The organism is Streptomyces sp. NBC_01235 (genome assembly GCF_035989285.1).
In the GTDB taxonomy this organism is placed as follows: Bacteria; Actinomycetota; Actinomycetes; order Streptomycetales; family Streptomycetaceae; genus Streptomyces.
The window spans coordinates 10,872,312-10,886,648 of sequence record NZ_CP108513.1 but is presented as its reverse complement, the minus strand read 5'-3'; the positions used below and the strand labels follow the sequence as shown (position 1 = coordinate 10,886,648).

The 14,337-nt window shown below is 72.7% G+C and carries 5 protein-coding genes; all 5 read right to left on the bottom strand.

The features are described from left to right. Positions 1 to 7: 7 nt before the first annotated feature. The 5 genes from OG289_RS48690 to OG289_RS48670 all read right to left on the bottom strand — a co-directional run bounded on the left by OG289_RS48690 (position 8) and on the right by OG289_RS48670 (position 13,976). The gene (locus tag OG289_RS48690) at positions 8 to 832 is read right to left on the bottom strand and encodes a class I SAM-dependent methyltransferase (RefSeq protein WP_327320423.1); all 825 of its coding nucleotides are present in this window, start codon (positions 830 to 832) and stop codon (positions 8 to 10) included. After that, positions 829 to 1,626, bottom strand: coding sequence for an alpha/beta hydrolase (locus tag OG289_RS48685; protein ID WP_327320422.1), 798 nt, complete (start codon positions 1,624 to 1,626; stop codon positions 829 to 831). Before OG289_RS48685 ends, OG289_RS48690 begins: the two co-directional genes overlap by 4 nt. A gap of 62 nt (positions 1,627 to 1,688) precedes the next feature. Next, positions 1,689 to 5,105, bottom strand: a complete 3,417-nt coding sequence (gene fabD, locus OG289_RS48680) for an ACP S-malonyltransferase (RefSeq protein ID WP_327320421.1) — start codon at positions 5,103 to 5,105, stop codon at positions 1,689 to 1,691. After that, on the bottom strand, positions 5,102 to 8,707 hold the full coding sequence (locus OG289_RS48675; protein WP_327320420.1) for a type I polyketide synthase: 3,606 nt from the start codon (positions 8,705 to 8,707) through the stop codon (positions 5,102 to 5,104). The genes fabD and OG289_RS48675 overlap by 4 nt, the downstream gene beginning before the upstream one ends. A gap of 52 nt (positions 8,708 to 8,759) precedes the next feature. After that, positions 8,760 to 13,976, bottom strand: coding sequence for a condensation domain-containing protein (locus OG289_RS48670; protein ID WP_327320419.1), 5,217 nt, complete (start codon positions 13,974 to 13,976; stop codon positions 8,760 to 8,762). Positions 13,977 to 14,337 lie beyond the last annotated feature (361 nt).

Below are 14,337 nucleotides of genomic sequence, written 5' to 3'. Positions count from 1 at the left end.
TTCCTTCTTACTTCTCGCCGGCCGAGAGATACATCTGGCGCAGGATCGCGTGCTTGTCGTTCTTCATCAGGTCCCGCCAGGACCGGGCGATCTCGCCCAGGGCCTTGCTGCTCAGATAGCCGTCCCGGACCAGCTTGGTGGCGATGCCGACGCCCTCGGATCCGAGGAAGCTCTTGCTGCCCACGATGTCGCTGTGCGCACTGACCACCGAGAAGGTGACCGCCGACAGGCCGCCGCTGCGCAGGATGCCCGGCAGTTCGCGGCCGATCGTCGGGTTGCCGCCCTCGTCGGCCCGCGAGCGGCAGTAGGCGCCGTACAGCTGCGACAGCGCCGGAATGTGCGGGGAGGTCATCAGGTGCATCTCGAAGTCGTTGTCGACGAACACCGCCCGGCCGCCCCGCTTGAGGATCCGGGTGACCTCACGGACCGCCGCCACCGGGTCGGGCAGGTGCTCCAGGACCAGCCGGGTGAGGGCGAAGTCGTAAGTACCCGACGGCAGTCCGGTGTCCATGATCGACCCCTGGACGATGTCGAGGCGGTCGCCGTAGGGGCGCGACAACCGGTCGCCGGCGACCTCGACCAGCAGCGGGTCGATCTCCACGGCGGTGATCCGGATCTCAGGCAGCAGGTCGAGGATCTTCTCGGTGGTGAAGCCCGGGCCGCTGCCCAGCTCGACCATGGAGATGCCGTCGCGCAGCCCGTTGTCGACGTAGTGCCGGAACTCGTCCGGCCAGAAGAGGTCGACCTGGGCGCTCAGCCGCTCGATCTCGCGCTCGGGGCTGCTGGCGATCGTGGACACCTGGTAGGAGCGGCGCTCCGTCACCTCGGTCATTTCCGTGCCTCCTCCGCGTCGCCCACGGTCTTGAGGAAGTCGAGGGTGCGATCGGCGACCCGGCGCCACTGCGGGTCGAGCATCGAGACATGGCCGACGCCGTCCAGCAGCACCGGCTCGGTTCCGTACGTCTTGGCGGTGGCCTGCACCGACCTGGCCGAGACCACCCGGTCGGCGGTGGAGCCCAGCACCAGCAGCGGCACCGGCGTGGTCGGCGCGCCGCTCAGCACGCGCTTGTTCACCGCGTAGTTGACCTTGTCCGACTCGGGCTGCAAGCGGCCGGCGATGGCGGCCCGCTCCGCCTCGGGGAGCGCGTCGGAGTAGAACAGCCGCGTCGGAAACTCGCCCGCACCGCGGTTGAAGGCCCGCAACCCGCGCAGGTCGCGGAAGTGGCGGAACATCAGGCGCAGCGACTCGGGGCCGAGCCCGGCCGGCGGTACGGAGTTCAGCAGCACCAGGCCGGCGAGCAGCTCCGGGTGCTCGCGGGCCACCAGTTGCGCCACGGCGCCGCCCATGGAGTGCCCGACCAGCACCGGGGTGCCCTTGGTCCGCCCGGCTGCCTCGACGACGTCGGCGACGTAGTCGGCCAGGGTCAGTTCGTGCAGCCGCTCACGGCCGGGGCTGTTGCCGTGGCCGCGCAGGCTCACCGCGTGACAGTCGTGGCCGCGCTCGGCGAAGTACGGCATGAAGTGCTCGTCCCAGCACCACGCCCCGTGGTAGGAGCCGTGCACGAAGAGCAGCGGCACCTTGGTGGCGTCGGTGGCGGACGGACGGTGGATGACTTCCAGCGACACGGATCTTGCTCACAATCTCTTCGACGGGCGGGACGGTTCCGGGGGCTCGCAGTCCGGGGTGCTCAGCGGACAGCCGCCTCCCGGTCCTGCGGGGCGAGGCGATGGGAGTCCGATGCGTCGCGGCGGCCGAACAGGCCGGCGAAGCGGCCGTTGACGAGCTCGGCCGTGGCGGCCATCAGCCGCAGGCCGATCTCGTCCGCATGCCGGTTGCGCCAGTTCTCCAGATCGGTGCCCTTGACCCACTGGTTGAAGGTGCCGAGGGCGGGCCCGCAGTGGATCTGGTAATCGACCCGGCAGTCCGGGTCGCCCTCCAGGGCGGCCCGCGTCGAGTGCGCGAAGTACCACTTGAACAGCAGCGCCATCCGGTACCTGGGATTGTGCTCGGCCTTGTGGATCTCCGTGGCCGGCTGGTGGGCGCGGACCTCCTCCCAGACCTGGTCGAAGTCCCGCCGGAAGTACTTGTCCTGGATCATGCGCAGCGTCTTGTCGTCGATGGCGTCGAGCGACTCGAAGTGCTTGTACAGCTGGTACAGGCGGTTGGACCGGCCGGGGAAGAACGTGCCCCGCTGGAGCACCTGGACCTGCGCCCCGATCTCGAACATGTCGCCCGCCGGGGCGTAGGCGGTGTCCTGCACACCGGCGTTCTGCAGCATGTCCTTGACCGCGTCGCTGGTCCCGGCCTCCACCGTGCACTGGTTGACGGAGCCGGTGAGCACGAAGGCCGCGCCCAGGACGAAGGCGGCCGCCGCGGCGGCCGGGCTGCCGATGCCGCCCGCTGCGCCGACCCGAATCCGCTGCGCGTAGCCGTACGTTTTGGCCAGCTCGTCGCGCAGGGCGATGATGGCCGGGAGCAGCGCGACGAGGACGCCACGGTCGGTGTGGCCGCCCGAGTCGGCCTCGACGCAGAGGTCGTCGGCCATGGGCACCTCGCGCAGCAGCTCCGCCTCCTGGCGGGTGAGGGCGCCGGCGGTGACCATCCGGGCGACCAGGTCCTCGGGTGCCGGGGCGAGGAACACCCGCGCCACCTCGGGCCGGGACAGCTTGGCGATGATCCGGTTGGCGGCCGTCACCCGGCCGTCCGGGCCGCGGCGCAGCCCCTTGGCGCGGTACCGGACGAGGGCCGCGGTGATGCCCATGTACGCCGACGCCTCGATGACGGGCACGCCGTACCGCAGGAAGAGGTCGACGGCCGCCTCCTCCGCCTCCGGGTGCGCGGGGCTGTGGATGAGGTTCATCCCGTACGGCTCACCGCCCGGGAGCGCGCGCTGGATCCGGCGGATCGCGTCCTCGATGCCGTCCGGGCGGACCATCGCGGTGCCGAAGAAGCCGAGCATGCCCGCCCGGCCCATCCGCACGACGAGGTCCACCGAGGCGATGCCGCGGTACATGGCGCCGGCGAGGTAGGCGTGGGTGAGGCCGTAGTCGCGGCGGAAGTCCGAATCGCCGAGCGAGGTCGCGGTGAGGGCCACCGGCCACAGCGGCAGCTCGGGCTCGCCCTGCCGCGACGGCTTCGCCACCGGGACCGCCTCGGCCGCCGGGGCGGGGGCAGCAGGGGCCACCGGAGCGGGCGCAGCAGCGGTAGGGGCGAGCGGGGCGGGCCTGGCGGCGGCCGGGGAGGGGGCGGGCGGCTCCGCCGGCACCGGCGAGCCCGCCTCGTCGCGGATCTTGCCGACCAGTTTGGTGAGCACCGTGCCGGGCCCGACCTCGACGAAGTCGGCCTCGCCCTGGCCCAGCAGATAGCGGATCGTGTCGTTCCACTCGACCACGTGGGTGATCTGCTCGGCGAGCTTGTCGGCGATCGCGCCCTCGCGGTGCGGGCGGGCCGACACGTTCGACAGCACCGGTATCAGAGGCGTCCGGAAGACGGCCTCGCGCAGCAGCGGTATGAACCGCTCCCGGGTGCCGGCCATCAGCCGGGAGTGGAAGGCACCGCTCACGTTGAGCGGGACGTAGTGCAGGGCGCCGCCCCGCACGAAGGCCTCGCGGGCCGCCGGGATGTCGGCCTTGGGCCCGGCGACCACGACCTGGCGGGGCGAGTTGTGGTTGGCGACCTCGATGGCCGTCAGGCCCTCGCGGCGCAGCAGGTCGCGCACCTCCTCGACGGTCAGGCCGATCACCGCGGCCATCCCGCCGTCCGCGGCCTCGCTCATCAGCTCGCCGCGCCGCTTGACCAGGCGCAGGCCCGTCTCGAAGTCGACCGCACCGGCGGCGAACAGCGCGCTGTACTCACCGAGGCTGTGGCCGGCGACGAAGTCGGGGCGCACCCCGGTGTCGGCGACCCGCTTGAGGTGGCTGAGCGCGTTGACCACGTACAGCGCGGGCTGGGTGAAACGGGTCCTGCCCAGTTCCCGGCGCGGGTCCTCTACGCAGAGCTCGCGGATCGAGTAGCCGAGGACCCGGTCGGCCGTGGCGGTGAGGTCGGGGAACTCCTCGAAGAGCCCGGCGCCCATGCCCTTGAACTGGGAGCCCTGTCCTGGGAACAGAAAGACGGTCATGGTGCCTTCTCCGTGGGTCGTCGGGCGGGCCGGGCGGCGCTGCGCGCGGGCGGCCGCGGTCGCGTCGGCGAGCCGCTGCCGGTCCTGCATGAAGGGCGTCAGGACCGGGTGGCACTCGGCCTCGGCGCGGTTGCGGCGCAGGAAGGTGGCGAGCGTGCCCCCGGGGCTCAGGTCGAGGTGGACCGGGTCGCCGGCGGCCGCGAGGGTGCGGACCGCGGCCGGGAAGTCGATCGGCCGGCGGACGACGTTCCAGAAGTAGTCCGCGTCGAGCCGCTCCGGCCGGCCGCCGTCGATGCCGGAGACCATCGGGATCCGGGGCGCGGCGGGCCGAAGGCCGTGGAAGAGGTCGCGGTAGCCGGCGGCGAACGCGTCGATGTGGGAGGAGTGGAAGGCGTGCGGCACCGGCAGGACCTCGGTGGGGACGTCCCGTCCGGTGAGCTCGGCCCTGAGCTCGGCGATCCGGGCCACGGTGCCGGACACCACGAAGTGCTCCGGGTAGTTGACCGAGGCGAGTTCGGTGCCCGCGAAGACCGGGTCACGGTCGAACGAGGCGACGTCGCGCAGGACGGCGAGCATCCGGCCGGGCGGGCCCGACCGCTCGCAGAGCTGTGCCTGCCGGACGACGGTGGTCAGGACGTCCTCGATCGGCAGCACGCCCGCCACGGCCGCCGCGGCGAACTCGCCGAGGCTGCTTCCCGCCACGTAGTCCGGCTCGACGCCGCGCGAGCGCAGCAGCCGGGCCAGCGAGTACTCGACCATGACGATCGCCGGATGGGTGAACAGCAGCCGACCGAACGGGTCTGCGACGCCCCGGTCGGCGCCGTAGACCTGCTCGACGACCGAGACGCCGGCCAGCTTGCGCACCACGTCGTCCAGTTCGCGCATGGAGTCGCGGAACACCGGTTCGTGGTCGAACAGCGGGCGCCCCATGCCGTGGTACTGGGATCCCTGGCCGCCGAACAGGAAGGCGATGGGACGGGTCATATCGCCCCCCGTATGTACTCGGCCAGCTGGGCCACGGTGGACAGGCCGTACAGGTGGTAGAGGTCCAGCTCGACCCCGTGCGCCTTGCGCACTTCGGCGGCCAGCTCGACGCCGAGCAGCGAGTGTCCGCCCAGCTCGAAGAAGCTGTCCTCGACACCGACCTTCTCCACCCCGAGGACGCGCGAGAACAGCTCGGCCAGGGCCTGCTGGGTCGCGCCGCTGGGGGCCACGTAGGCGGTCTCCAGCTCCGGGCGCGGGTACGTGCCGGAGACCTGGTACGTGCCCTGCCCGGTGCCGCCGGTCGAGCCGATCCACTTGCGGTAGCGGGCGTTGAAGTCGGTCGCGGAGATGTCGACCTCGACGGCGCCGGTCACCGCGAAGGCCAGCTCGAAGCAGCGCAGGCCCTCCTCCGTGGTGAGCACGGAGGGCTTGACCCGGTCGAACAGGGCGGCCGGCAGGTACTGGCTGATGCCGACCCACTCGATGGTCCAGGAGTCCCAGGCCTGCACCGTCCACGCCTGCTCGGTCTCCCGGGCGCGCATCGTGGCGTACGCCTTGGCATAGTTGCCGACGGTCGCGATGTGGAAGAAGCCGTCGCCGCCGAGGACCGACCCGAGCGAGTTGGTCATGATCCGGAAGTCCAGCTCGCGGTCGGCGAACATCTGGTCGAGCAGGACGAGGCTCGCCCCGACCGACGCGAAGTGCCGGCGCCAGTCCTCGACCGTGGCCGCGCGGATGGTGTTGACCCGCTTGGCGTTGGACGAGCCGGGGGCGTGGATTAGACCGTGCACCGGGCCGTGGCGCCGCTCGGCGTCGGCGCGCAGCGTGTCGTTCTGAGCCGGGTCCTGCGCCAGGCTGCCCAGCCAGTGCGCACCGAGGCCGATCAGCTCGCGGGCCTTGCGCACCCGGGTGGCGATCGGGTCGTCCTCGGGGTGCTCGGCCAGCCAGGCGTCCCACTGGTCCTCGGCGGGGAAGTCCGGCTCCTCCAGGAGCAGCAGGCGGCCGCCTCGGTCGCGCACGATGTGCTCGGCGACCAGCGCGCCGATGCCCTCCAGCCCGCCGAAGACCAGGTAGGTGCGGCCCTCGCGCAGCCCGGTGGGCCGGGGGGCGTCCGCCTCGACCCGGACGGGCTCGTAGCCGCGTACGTACCGCTTGCCCGACCGGTAGGCGCTGAACAGGTCTGCGGTGTCGTGGCGGATCTCGGCGAGCAGCTGGGCGACCCGGCGGTCGGTGTCCGTGTCGGCGGACAGGTCGACCACCCGGGAGGCGATGTGGCCGTAGGTCTGCTGGAGCACCAGACAGGCGCCGCCGACGGTGGCGGCGTGCACGTCGAGATCCTCCGCGCCGGTGACGTCGAAGACGTCCTCGGTCACCGCGGTGAAGGTGAGCGGCCGTTCGACGGACAGCGCGTCGAGGGCCTGGGCGAACCGCAGGACCGGGAAGAGGACGGCCTCCTGCTCGGCGAGCTGTGCGTCGCGGTCGAGCCGGTGCGGCTGCTCGGCGCGGCGGCGCAACGGCCAGCAGTAGAGGACGCGATCGGGCAGCCTGTCCTGGGTGCGCAGCTCGGTGAGCAGGGCGGTGTAGCCCTCCTCGTCGGCGGGGTCGAGCACGAACGAGCCGTCCACGCGCCGCTCGTAGCGGCTGCCGGCGGTCACCGTCACCACCTCGTGGTCGGCCGCCAGAGCCTCGGCCGCCCGGGCGCCGACGCCCCGGTCGTCCGCGAACACCAGCCAGGTGCGGCGCCCGGCCGCGGGGACGGTGAAGGGCAGCGGACGCTGCCTGAACACGGGGAGGGAGAACCAGTCGCCCATGTCCGCCAGCTTGGTGAAGTAGGCCTCGTCGTTGAGAGCGGCGGTCTCGGGCACGATCTCCGGCTCGTACCAGTAGCCGCGGTGCTCGAAGGGGTAGGTGGGCAGCGGCACGCGGCGTGCGGAGCCGGCGGGCCACCGCGGCTGCCAGTCGACGTCCTCGCCGGCCAGCCAGGCGGCCAGCCCGTCCGGCCCGGCGGTGTCGCCGGGGCCGAGCAGGGCCTCGGGGTCGGCCTCGGCGAGGGCGCGCGCGGCGCTGCCGACGGAGCGGGCGAGCAGCGCCCGCCGGGCCCGGAAGTGCCGGCGCCCGCACTGCAGGGTGTATGCCACGTCGGCCAGGGACAGCTCCGGGTGGGCGGCCAGATGGCGGGCCAGCGCGCCGGCGGCCTGCTCCAGGGCGGCCTCCGAGCGCGCCGACAGCAGCAGGACCTGCTCGCCGTCGGGGGCGGCGACCGGGGCGGCGACCGGCGCCTCCTGCAGTACGACATGGCAGTTGGTGCCGCCGATGCCCATCGAGCTGACCCCGGCGCGGCGCGGTGCCGGGCCCTCGGGCCAGGGGGTGAGCCCGGTCTGCACGTAGAACGGGCTGGTGGCGAAGTCGATCTCCGGGTTGGGTTCACTGAAGTTCAGGCTCGGCGGCACCTCGCGGTGGTGCAGGGCGAGCACGGACTTGATGAACCCGGCGATGCCCGCCGCCGCGTTGAGGTGGCCGATGTTGGTCTTCACCGAGCCGATCGGGCAGTAGCCGACCTGGTCGGTCCCGGTACGGAAGGCGTTGGTGAGGGCGGCGATCTCGATCGGATCACCGAGCGCGGTGCCGGTGCCGTGCGCCTCGACGTAGCCGATCTCGTCCGGGGAGACGCCCGCCTCGGCCAGCGCCTCCACGATGACCCGGCTCTGCCCCTCGACGCTGGGCGCGGTGTAACCGACCTTCAGCGAACCGTCGTTGTTGACGGCCGTGCCCTTGACGACGGCGTACACGTGGTCGCCGTCGGCGATCGCGGCCTGCAGCCGCTTGAGGACGACGACACCGCAGCCGTCGCCCCACATCGTGCCCTGGGCCTGGGCGTCGAAGGCCCGGCAGTGGCCGTCCGGCGACTGGATGCCGTCCTTGACGTACCGGTAGCCGCGGTTGTTGGGCACCACGATCGACACGCCGCCGACCAGGGCCATGTCGCTCTCCCCGAGCAGCAGGCTCTGCCGGGCCAGGTGGATGGCGACCAACGAGGTGGAGCAGGCGGTGTTGACGTTGATGCTCGGCCCGGTCAGGTTCAGCTTGTAGGAGACCCGCGAGGGCAGGAAGTCCTTGTCGTTGCCGATCATCATCTGCTCGACGCCGGTGGACCGCCAGAACGAGGCGCTGCGGCCCAGCACCTCCAGCACGTAGGAGTTCATGCCGAGCCCGGCGAAGACCCCGATGTCGCCGTCGTAGCGGCCGGGGTCGTAGCCCGCGTCCTCCAGGGCCGCCCAGGCGCACTCCAGGAACAGGCGGTGCTGCGGGTCGGTGGCCCGGGCCTCGTTGGGGTTGATGCCGAAGAAGTCGGCGTCGAAGCCCGTGATGTCGTCCAGGGTGGACGCCGCTTTGACGTAGTCCGGGTCCCGCAGGTCGGCCGCCGGCACGCCGCGGGCGAGCAGTTCCTCGTCGGTGAAGAACCGTACCGAGGAGACGCCGTCGCGCAGGTTGCGCCAGAACTCGGCGACGTTCGCGGCGCCCGGGAAGGCGCCGGACATCCCGATGACGGCGATGTCCAGGTCGATCGGGGCGTGCTCGGATGCCGTCGGCTGCACGGTCACGGATGGGGCTCCTGTCGGTCCAGGCGGTCTTGACGGTTCTGGGCGGGCCGGCTCACACCGGTGCCGCCAGCCGGGCGATGGCCGCTCGCCGTGCCTGGCCCTTGCGCCGGCTGCGCTCGTACGACGGGCCGGTGGCTGCCGAGGCGAGGTGCCGGGTGAGGGAGTCCACGGTCGGGTGCTGGAACAGCGCGACGCTCGGCACCTCGCGGCCCAGGGCCTCACGCAGGCGCAGCGAGACCTGCACCAGCAGCACGGAGTGGCCTCCGAGGTCGAAGAAGTTGTCGTGCGGGTCGAGGGCGTCGACGCCGAGCAGCTCCCGGTAGGCGGTCTCGACCGCGGCCCGCACCGCGGCCTCGCCGAGCGCTGCCTGGCGGCTGGCGGGCACCGGCTCTGCGGGGGCAGGCTCCGCGGGGACCGGCTGCGCAAGGAACGGTTCTGCAGCGACCGGCTCCGCGGGGACCGGTTTCGTGGGGACCGGCTCGGCGACCGGCGGCTCGGCGGGCGCGCCCGTCCGGCCCACCGGCAGGCCGGGGTCCTCGCAGACCGCGGCGAGCAGGCGCTCGTAACGGTCCGCGACGGACGCGACCGTCTCCCGGTCGAACAGCGCCGGGTTGTGGAGCAGCAGCAGCGTGTAGACGCCGTCGGTCTGGACCACCTCCAGCGTCAGGTCGAACATGCCGGCCTGGTGCACGCCCAGCATCGGTTCCAGCGCGAGGGCGGGCGCGTTGTGTGCCGCCCCAGCCGGGAGCTTGAGCCAGTTCTGGAACACGAAGGAGGACTGCACCGTGCCGCCCTCGCGGCCGAGTTCGCAGACCGGGTAGTCGCCGTGCTCGAAGGCCTCGTACACCTCGGTGCGGACCTGGGCCGCCAGTTCCGCGAAGGACTGAAGTCCCGCGACCCGGGTGCGGATCGGCACCTGGTTCACGAAGTACCCGATGGTGTCCTGGAAGCGGGGCTCGGGCCGGCCGTGCAGCGGGGTGCCGACCACCAGGTCGCAGCGGCCGGTCCACTGGTGCAGCAGCGCGGTGTAGGCGCTGAGCATCACCACGAACGGGGAGGCGCCCAGGTCGGCGCCGAGGTCGCGGACCCGGCCGGTGAGCGCGGCGGGCAGACGTCGTTGCAGGACCGCACCCTGGAAACGGGCCGCCTCGGTACGCGGCCGGTCGAGCGGCAGCCCGAGGTCGGCGGGCGCGCCGGCCAGCCGGTCGCGCCAGTAGCTACGGGCGGCGGCGCCCCGGTCGTCCGCCAGGAAGCGGCGCTGCCAGTCGACGAACTCCGCGTAGGAGCCGGCGGGTCGGGGCAGCGGCACCGGCTCGCCGCGGACCTCGCCGGTGTACAGCGCGGCGAGTTCGCGCAGCAGGACCAGCAGCGAGGTGCCGTCGAAGACGATGTGGTGCAGGGTGACCACGAGGACGTGGTCGTCCGGTGCGAGCGAGAGCAGGTGGACGCGGAGCAGCGGCCCCTCGGTGAGGTCGAAGGGCACGCGGCCCCGCTCGGTCACCAGGCTCAGCAGCTCGTCGTCGCTGCGCGGACCGATCTGTTCCACGGTGCACGACACGGGGGCGGTGGCACGGACCGTCTGGACCGGCGCGTGGCCCGCGACGTCGACCGTGGTGCGCAGCGCGGGGTGCCGCTCGACGAGCCGTCGCAGGGCCGCCTCCAAGGCGTCCGGACGGACCTCGCCGCGGACCCGGAAGGCGTGCGGCAGGTGGTAGGCGGAGTTCCCCGGCGCCAGCTGTGCCAGGGACCACAGCACCCGCTGCGCCGCGGACAGCGGGAACGGTGCCTCGTCGTCGGGCACGTCCGCCGGCTCGGGCCGTGCGGGCCGCTCGGCGGCCGTGCGGTGTTCCGCGACGACGAGGGCGGCAAGGTCCTCGACCGTGCCGCTCTCGAAGACGGCCCGGGGCGCGAGGTCCACGCCGTAGCTCTCGAGAAGCGCCGTGCGCAGGGCGACGGCGTTGATCGAGTCGAAGCCGTACCGGATCAGTGACTCGCCGGTCTCGATCCGCTCGGCGGGCACCGCGAGGATGCCGGAGAGCCAGGTCACGACCGACGCGGCGACACCGGCCTCGGTCACCTCCGCCTGGACCGGTGCCGGGGGCACCGCCGCCTGCTCGGGGCGGGCGGGCGCCGTCGGGCCGGCCGTCAGGCCCGGCTGGGCGGGCTCGGGGACCCAGTAGCGCTCGCGCGCGAACGGGTAGGCGGGCAGGGGCACCCGGCGGTGGCCGCCACCGCGGAACAACTCCTCGTAGTCGAGGTCGTAGCCCTGCGCGTACAGGTCGGCGACCACCTGAAGGTGTTCGACGACGTCGGTTGCCTCGGTGCCCGCCGCTGCCGCGCGCAGGCTCTGCTCGCCGACCCGGCGCAGCGCGGGCCGCTGTTCGCGGCGGTCGCGCGGGGTGGCGTCGGACACGTGGGCGGCCGGGTGCCGGCCGTGGTCGAGCCATTCGCGCAGCACCTGGGCGAGCTCGGTCACGTCCCCGACGACGCAGGCGAACCGGTGCCGGTGGTGGCGCCGGCCGGTCAGCAGGGTGAAGCCGATGTCGGCGAGGTCGAGGTCGGGTCGGGCCGTGCACGCGGCGAGCAGCCGCTCCGCCTGCCGGCGCACCTGCTCGGCGCTCTGCGCGGAGAGCACCACCAGCTGGGCGGGGCGGGTCGGGCGCACCCGGGTGGTGCCGGGCGCCTCCTCGATGACCAGGTGCGCGTTGGTGCCGCTCAGCCCGAAGGAGCTGACCGCGGCGGTGCGCGGACCGTCGTCGGGCGCCGTCCACGAAACGGGCCGGGTGTTGAGGTAGAAGGGGCCGTTGTCGAGGTCGATTGCCGGGTTGGCACGCTCGAAGTTCACCGACGGCGGGATCGTCCTGTGCCGCAGGGCCAGCAGCACCCGGAGGACGCCGGCCACACCGGCGGCGGAGGTGGTGTGCCCGATGTTGCTCTTGATCGAGCCGATCGCGCAGTACCCGGTGCGGTCGGTGTAGGCGCCGAACGCCCTGGTGAGCGCCTGGAATTCGATCGGGTCGCCGAGCGGCGTGGCGCTGCCGTGCGCCTCCACCATCCCGATCCGGGCCGGGTCGATGCCGAAGCGGTCGTAGACCTGGCGTTCCAGCCGTTCCTGCGAGCGGGCGCTCGGGGCGGTGATGCCGTTGGTGGCGCCGTCCTGGTTGGTGCCCCAGCCGCGGATCACGCCGTAGACGTGGTCGCCGTCGGCGACGGCGTCCTCGTACCGCTTGAGCACCACGACGCCGACTCCCTCGCCGGGGGCGAAGCCGTTGGCGCGGTGGTCGAAGGAATAGCAGCGCCCGTCCGGGGAGAGCATGCCCGCCTGACCGGCACCGAGCAGGAACCCGGGTGTGGAGGTGATGTACACCCCGCCGGCTAGGGCCATGTCGGTCTCGCCGGTGCTGAGGCTCTGGCAGGCCAGTTGGATGGCGACCAGCGAGCTGGAGCAGGCGGTGTCGACGGTCAGCGCCGGTCCCTGCAGGTCGAGCAGGTAGGAGATGCGGGCGGAGAGCGCCGACGGCGCGTTGCCCCACATGGCCTGGGCGGGCGGGTTGACGCCGCACAGCATCTGGTAGTCGCCGCCGTTGAAGCCCGCGTACACGCCGCAGGCCCGGCCCTCGACGCCCCTCCCGGCGTGGCCGGCGTCCTCCAGGGCCGTCCAGCACTCCTCCAGGAACAGCCGCTGCTGCGGGTCCATGTAGGTGGCCTCGAGGCCGGAGATCCCGAAGAACTGGGAGTCGAAGAGGTCGATGTCGTCGAGCAGGCCGGCGCGGGTGGTGTGGCCGTGCGGGGACTCGGCGAAGCGGGAGTAGAAGTCGGTGAGGTCCCAGCGGGTCACCTCGTCGACGAGGCACTCGCCCGCGAGGAGGTGCTCCCACAGCTGGTCCACGTCGGCGGAGCGGGGGAAGCGCCCGCTGATGCCGACGACGGCGATCCCGCCGGTCGGGGCAGCCGCGGGCGCGTCGGGGCCTGGCGCCGCGTCAGGAAGGGCCACGGCGGCGGTTGTTGTGGTCGTCCTGGGCCGGGCGGGCTCGCGCGGGGCGAGTGTCGTGGTGACCGCCTCGGCTGCACTGGCGAGGATGTGTGCGGTCAGCTTCTCGACGGAGCTGTGGTCGAAGAGCACCGTCGAGTCGAGCGTGGTGCCGAGCTCCTGGTTGATGCGGTGCAGAAGTTCCACGCCGGTCAGCGAGTTGATACCGAAGTCGGCGAACGGCACGTCCAGTTCGACATGTTCGGGCCGCAGACCGAGCGCGCTGCCGAGGGCGTCGATGACGATGTCCCGCACGTGCGGTTCGAGCGCGGACGCGGAGGCCGGGCGGGGCGCGGCCGGTGTCACCGCCGGAGCGGACTCGACCGGGGCGGGTCCGACCGGACGGCGTTCCGGCTGGGTGGTCCGGCGGACCATGCCGTCGCTCTCGGCCACGATGACGTGCCGGTCGGCGTCCGCCGCGGGGCCGGTGGGCAGGTAGACGCCCGGAAAGCCCTCGGTGTCCAGCAGGGAGCGCCACCGGGCCAGGTCCGGGCGCGGCCGGGCGGGCGGCAGTCCGTGGACCAGGTGCTCGAACACGGCCGGGCGGGCCGGTTCGTCCAGCACCAGCAGGCCGTGCCGCTTGAGCGCGCTCTTGGCCGCGCGCAGGGCCTGACGTACGTCCAAAGCCGCGCCGAGCACGCCACGCGCCACGACGACGTCGTAGTCGCCGCACTGCTGGGCGGCGAGGCGGTGCGGCTCCTCAAGGACGTACTCGGCAAGATCCTGACGCTCCGTCAGCCGGTCGCGCAGTTCCGGGGTTCCGGACGTCGGCGCGAGTTCCAGGACCCGGACGGGCAGTGGCCCGGGCAGGTCGGCCCGCGCGTCGACGTAGGCCTCGACCATGTCGGCCACCGCGACGGCGGTGTGCGCAAGCGCCGGTGTGACGAGCGGGCGGGCGGTGTGCTCGGGCAGGACGTCGGCGACGGTGAGCCGGCCGGTCAGGATGTCCGGGAGGGCGCGGAGCACGGCGGCGGCCGCGGACAGCCGGGGCAGGTAACCGGCGTGGCGCTCGTCGACCGCGATCGCGGCCCAGGTCTGCTCGAAGTCCTCGCCCCGACGCTCTGCCAGACCGGCGTCGGCGACCAACTGCCTGCTTTGGGCAAGCCAGTTGCGGACGGCCGTCGGGTCGGCCGCACCGGCCTCGCTCTCGGGGAGTCGCAGTGCGGACAGCCGCGCGGCCAACAGTCGCAGCAGCGGCCGGTCGGCCTCGTCCGAAAGCGATATCGGAATAACAGACACTCTGCCAACACCCCACAAGTCGGCTAATGATGCCCCGCCGTCCGTGTCCCGTCAGAACGGAACAACACTGAGAATTCGGCGACGCCAAAGTGAACGAAGGGTGTGACGAAAGACCGTCGTCCCCCGTGATGTTGTACGCGCACGACGTCCGCTCAGGACATCGCCGGTCTGAACCCCCGTCTGAAAGAACCCCCGTTGATCGGTCGTTGAACGACCCGTGCGCCAGCATATACAAATCGCAGCGGGGGATCCACGCCCATTTCGGGCGTGTCGCGCCGGATACCAATCGCCCGCGGATATATGCGGAAGGCAGGGCCGACCGGGCCACCGGGGGCCACAGGCCTCCCGGGAGCCACGGCCG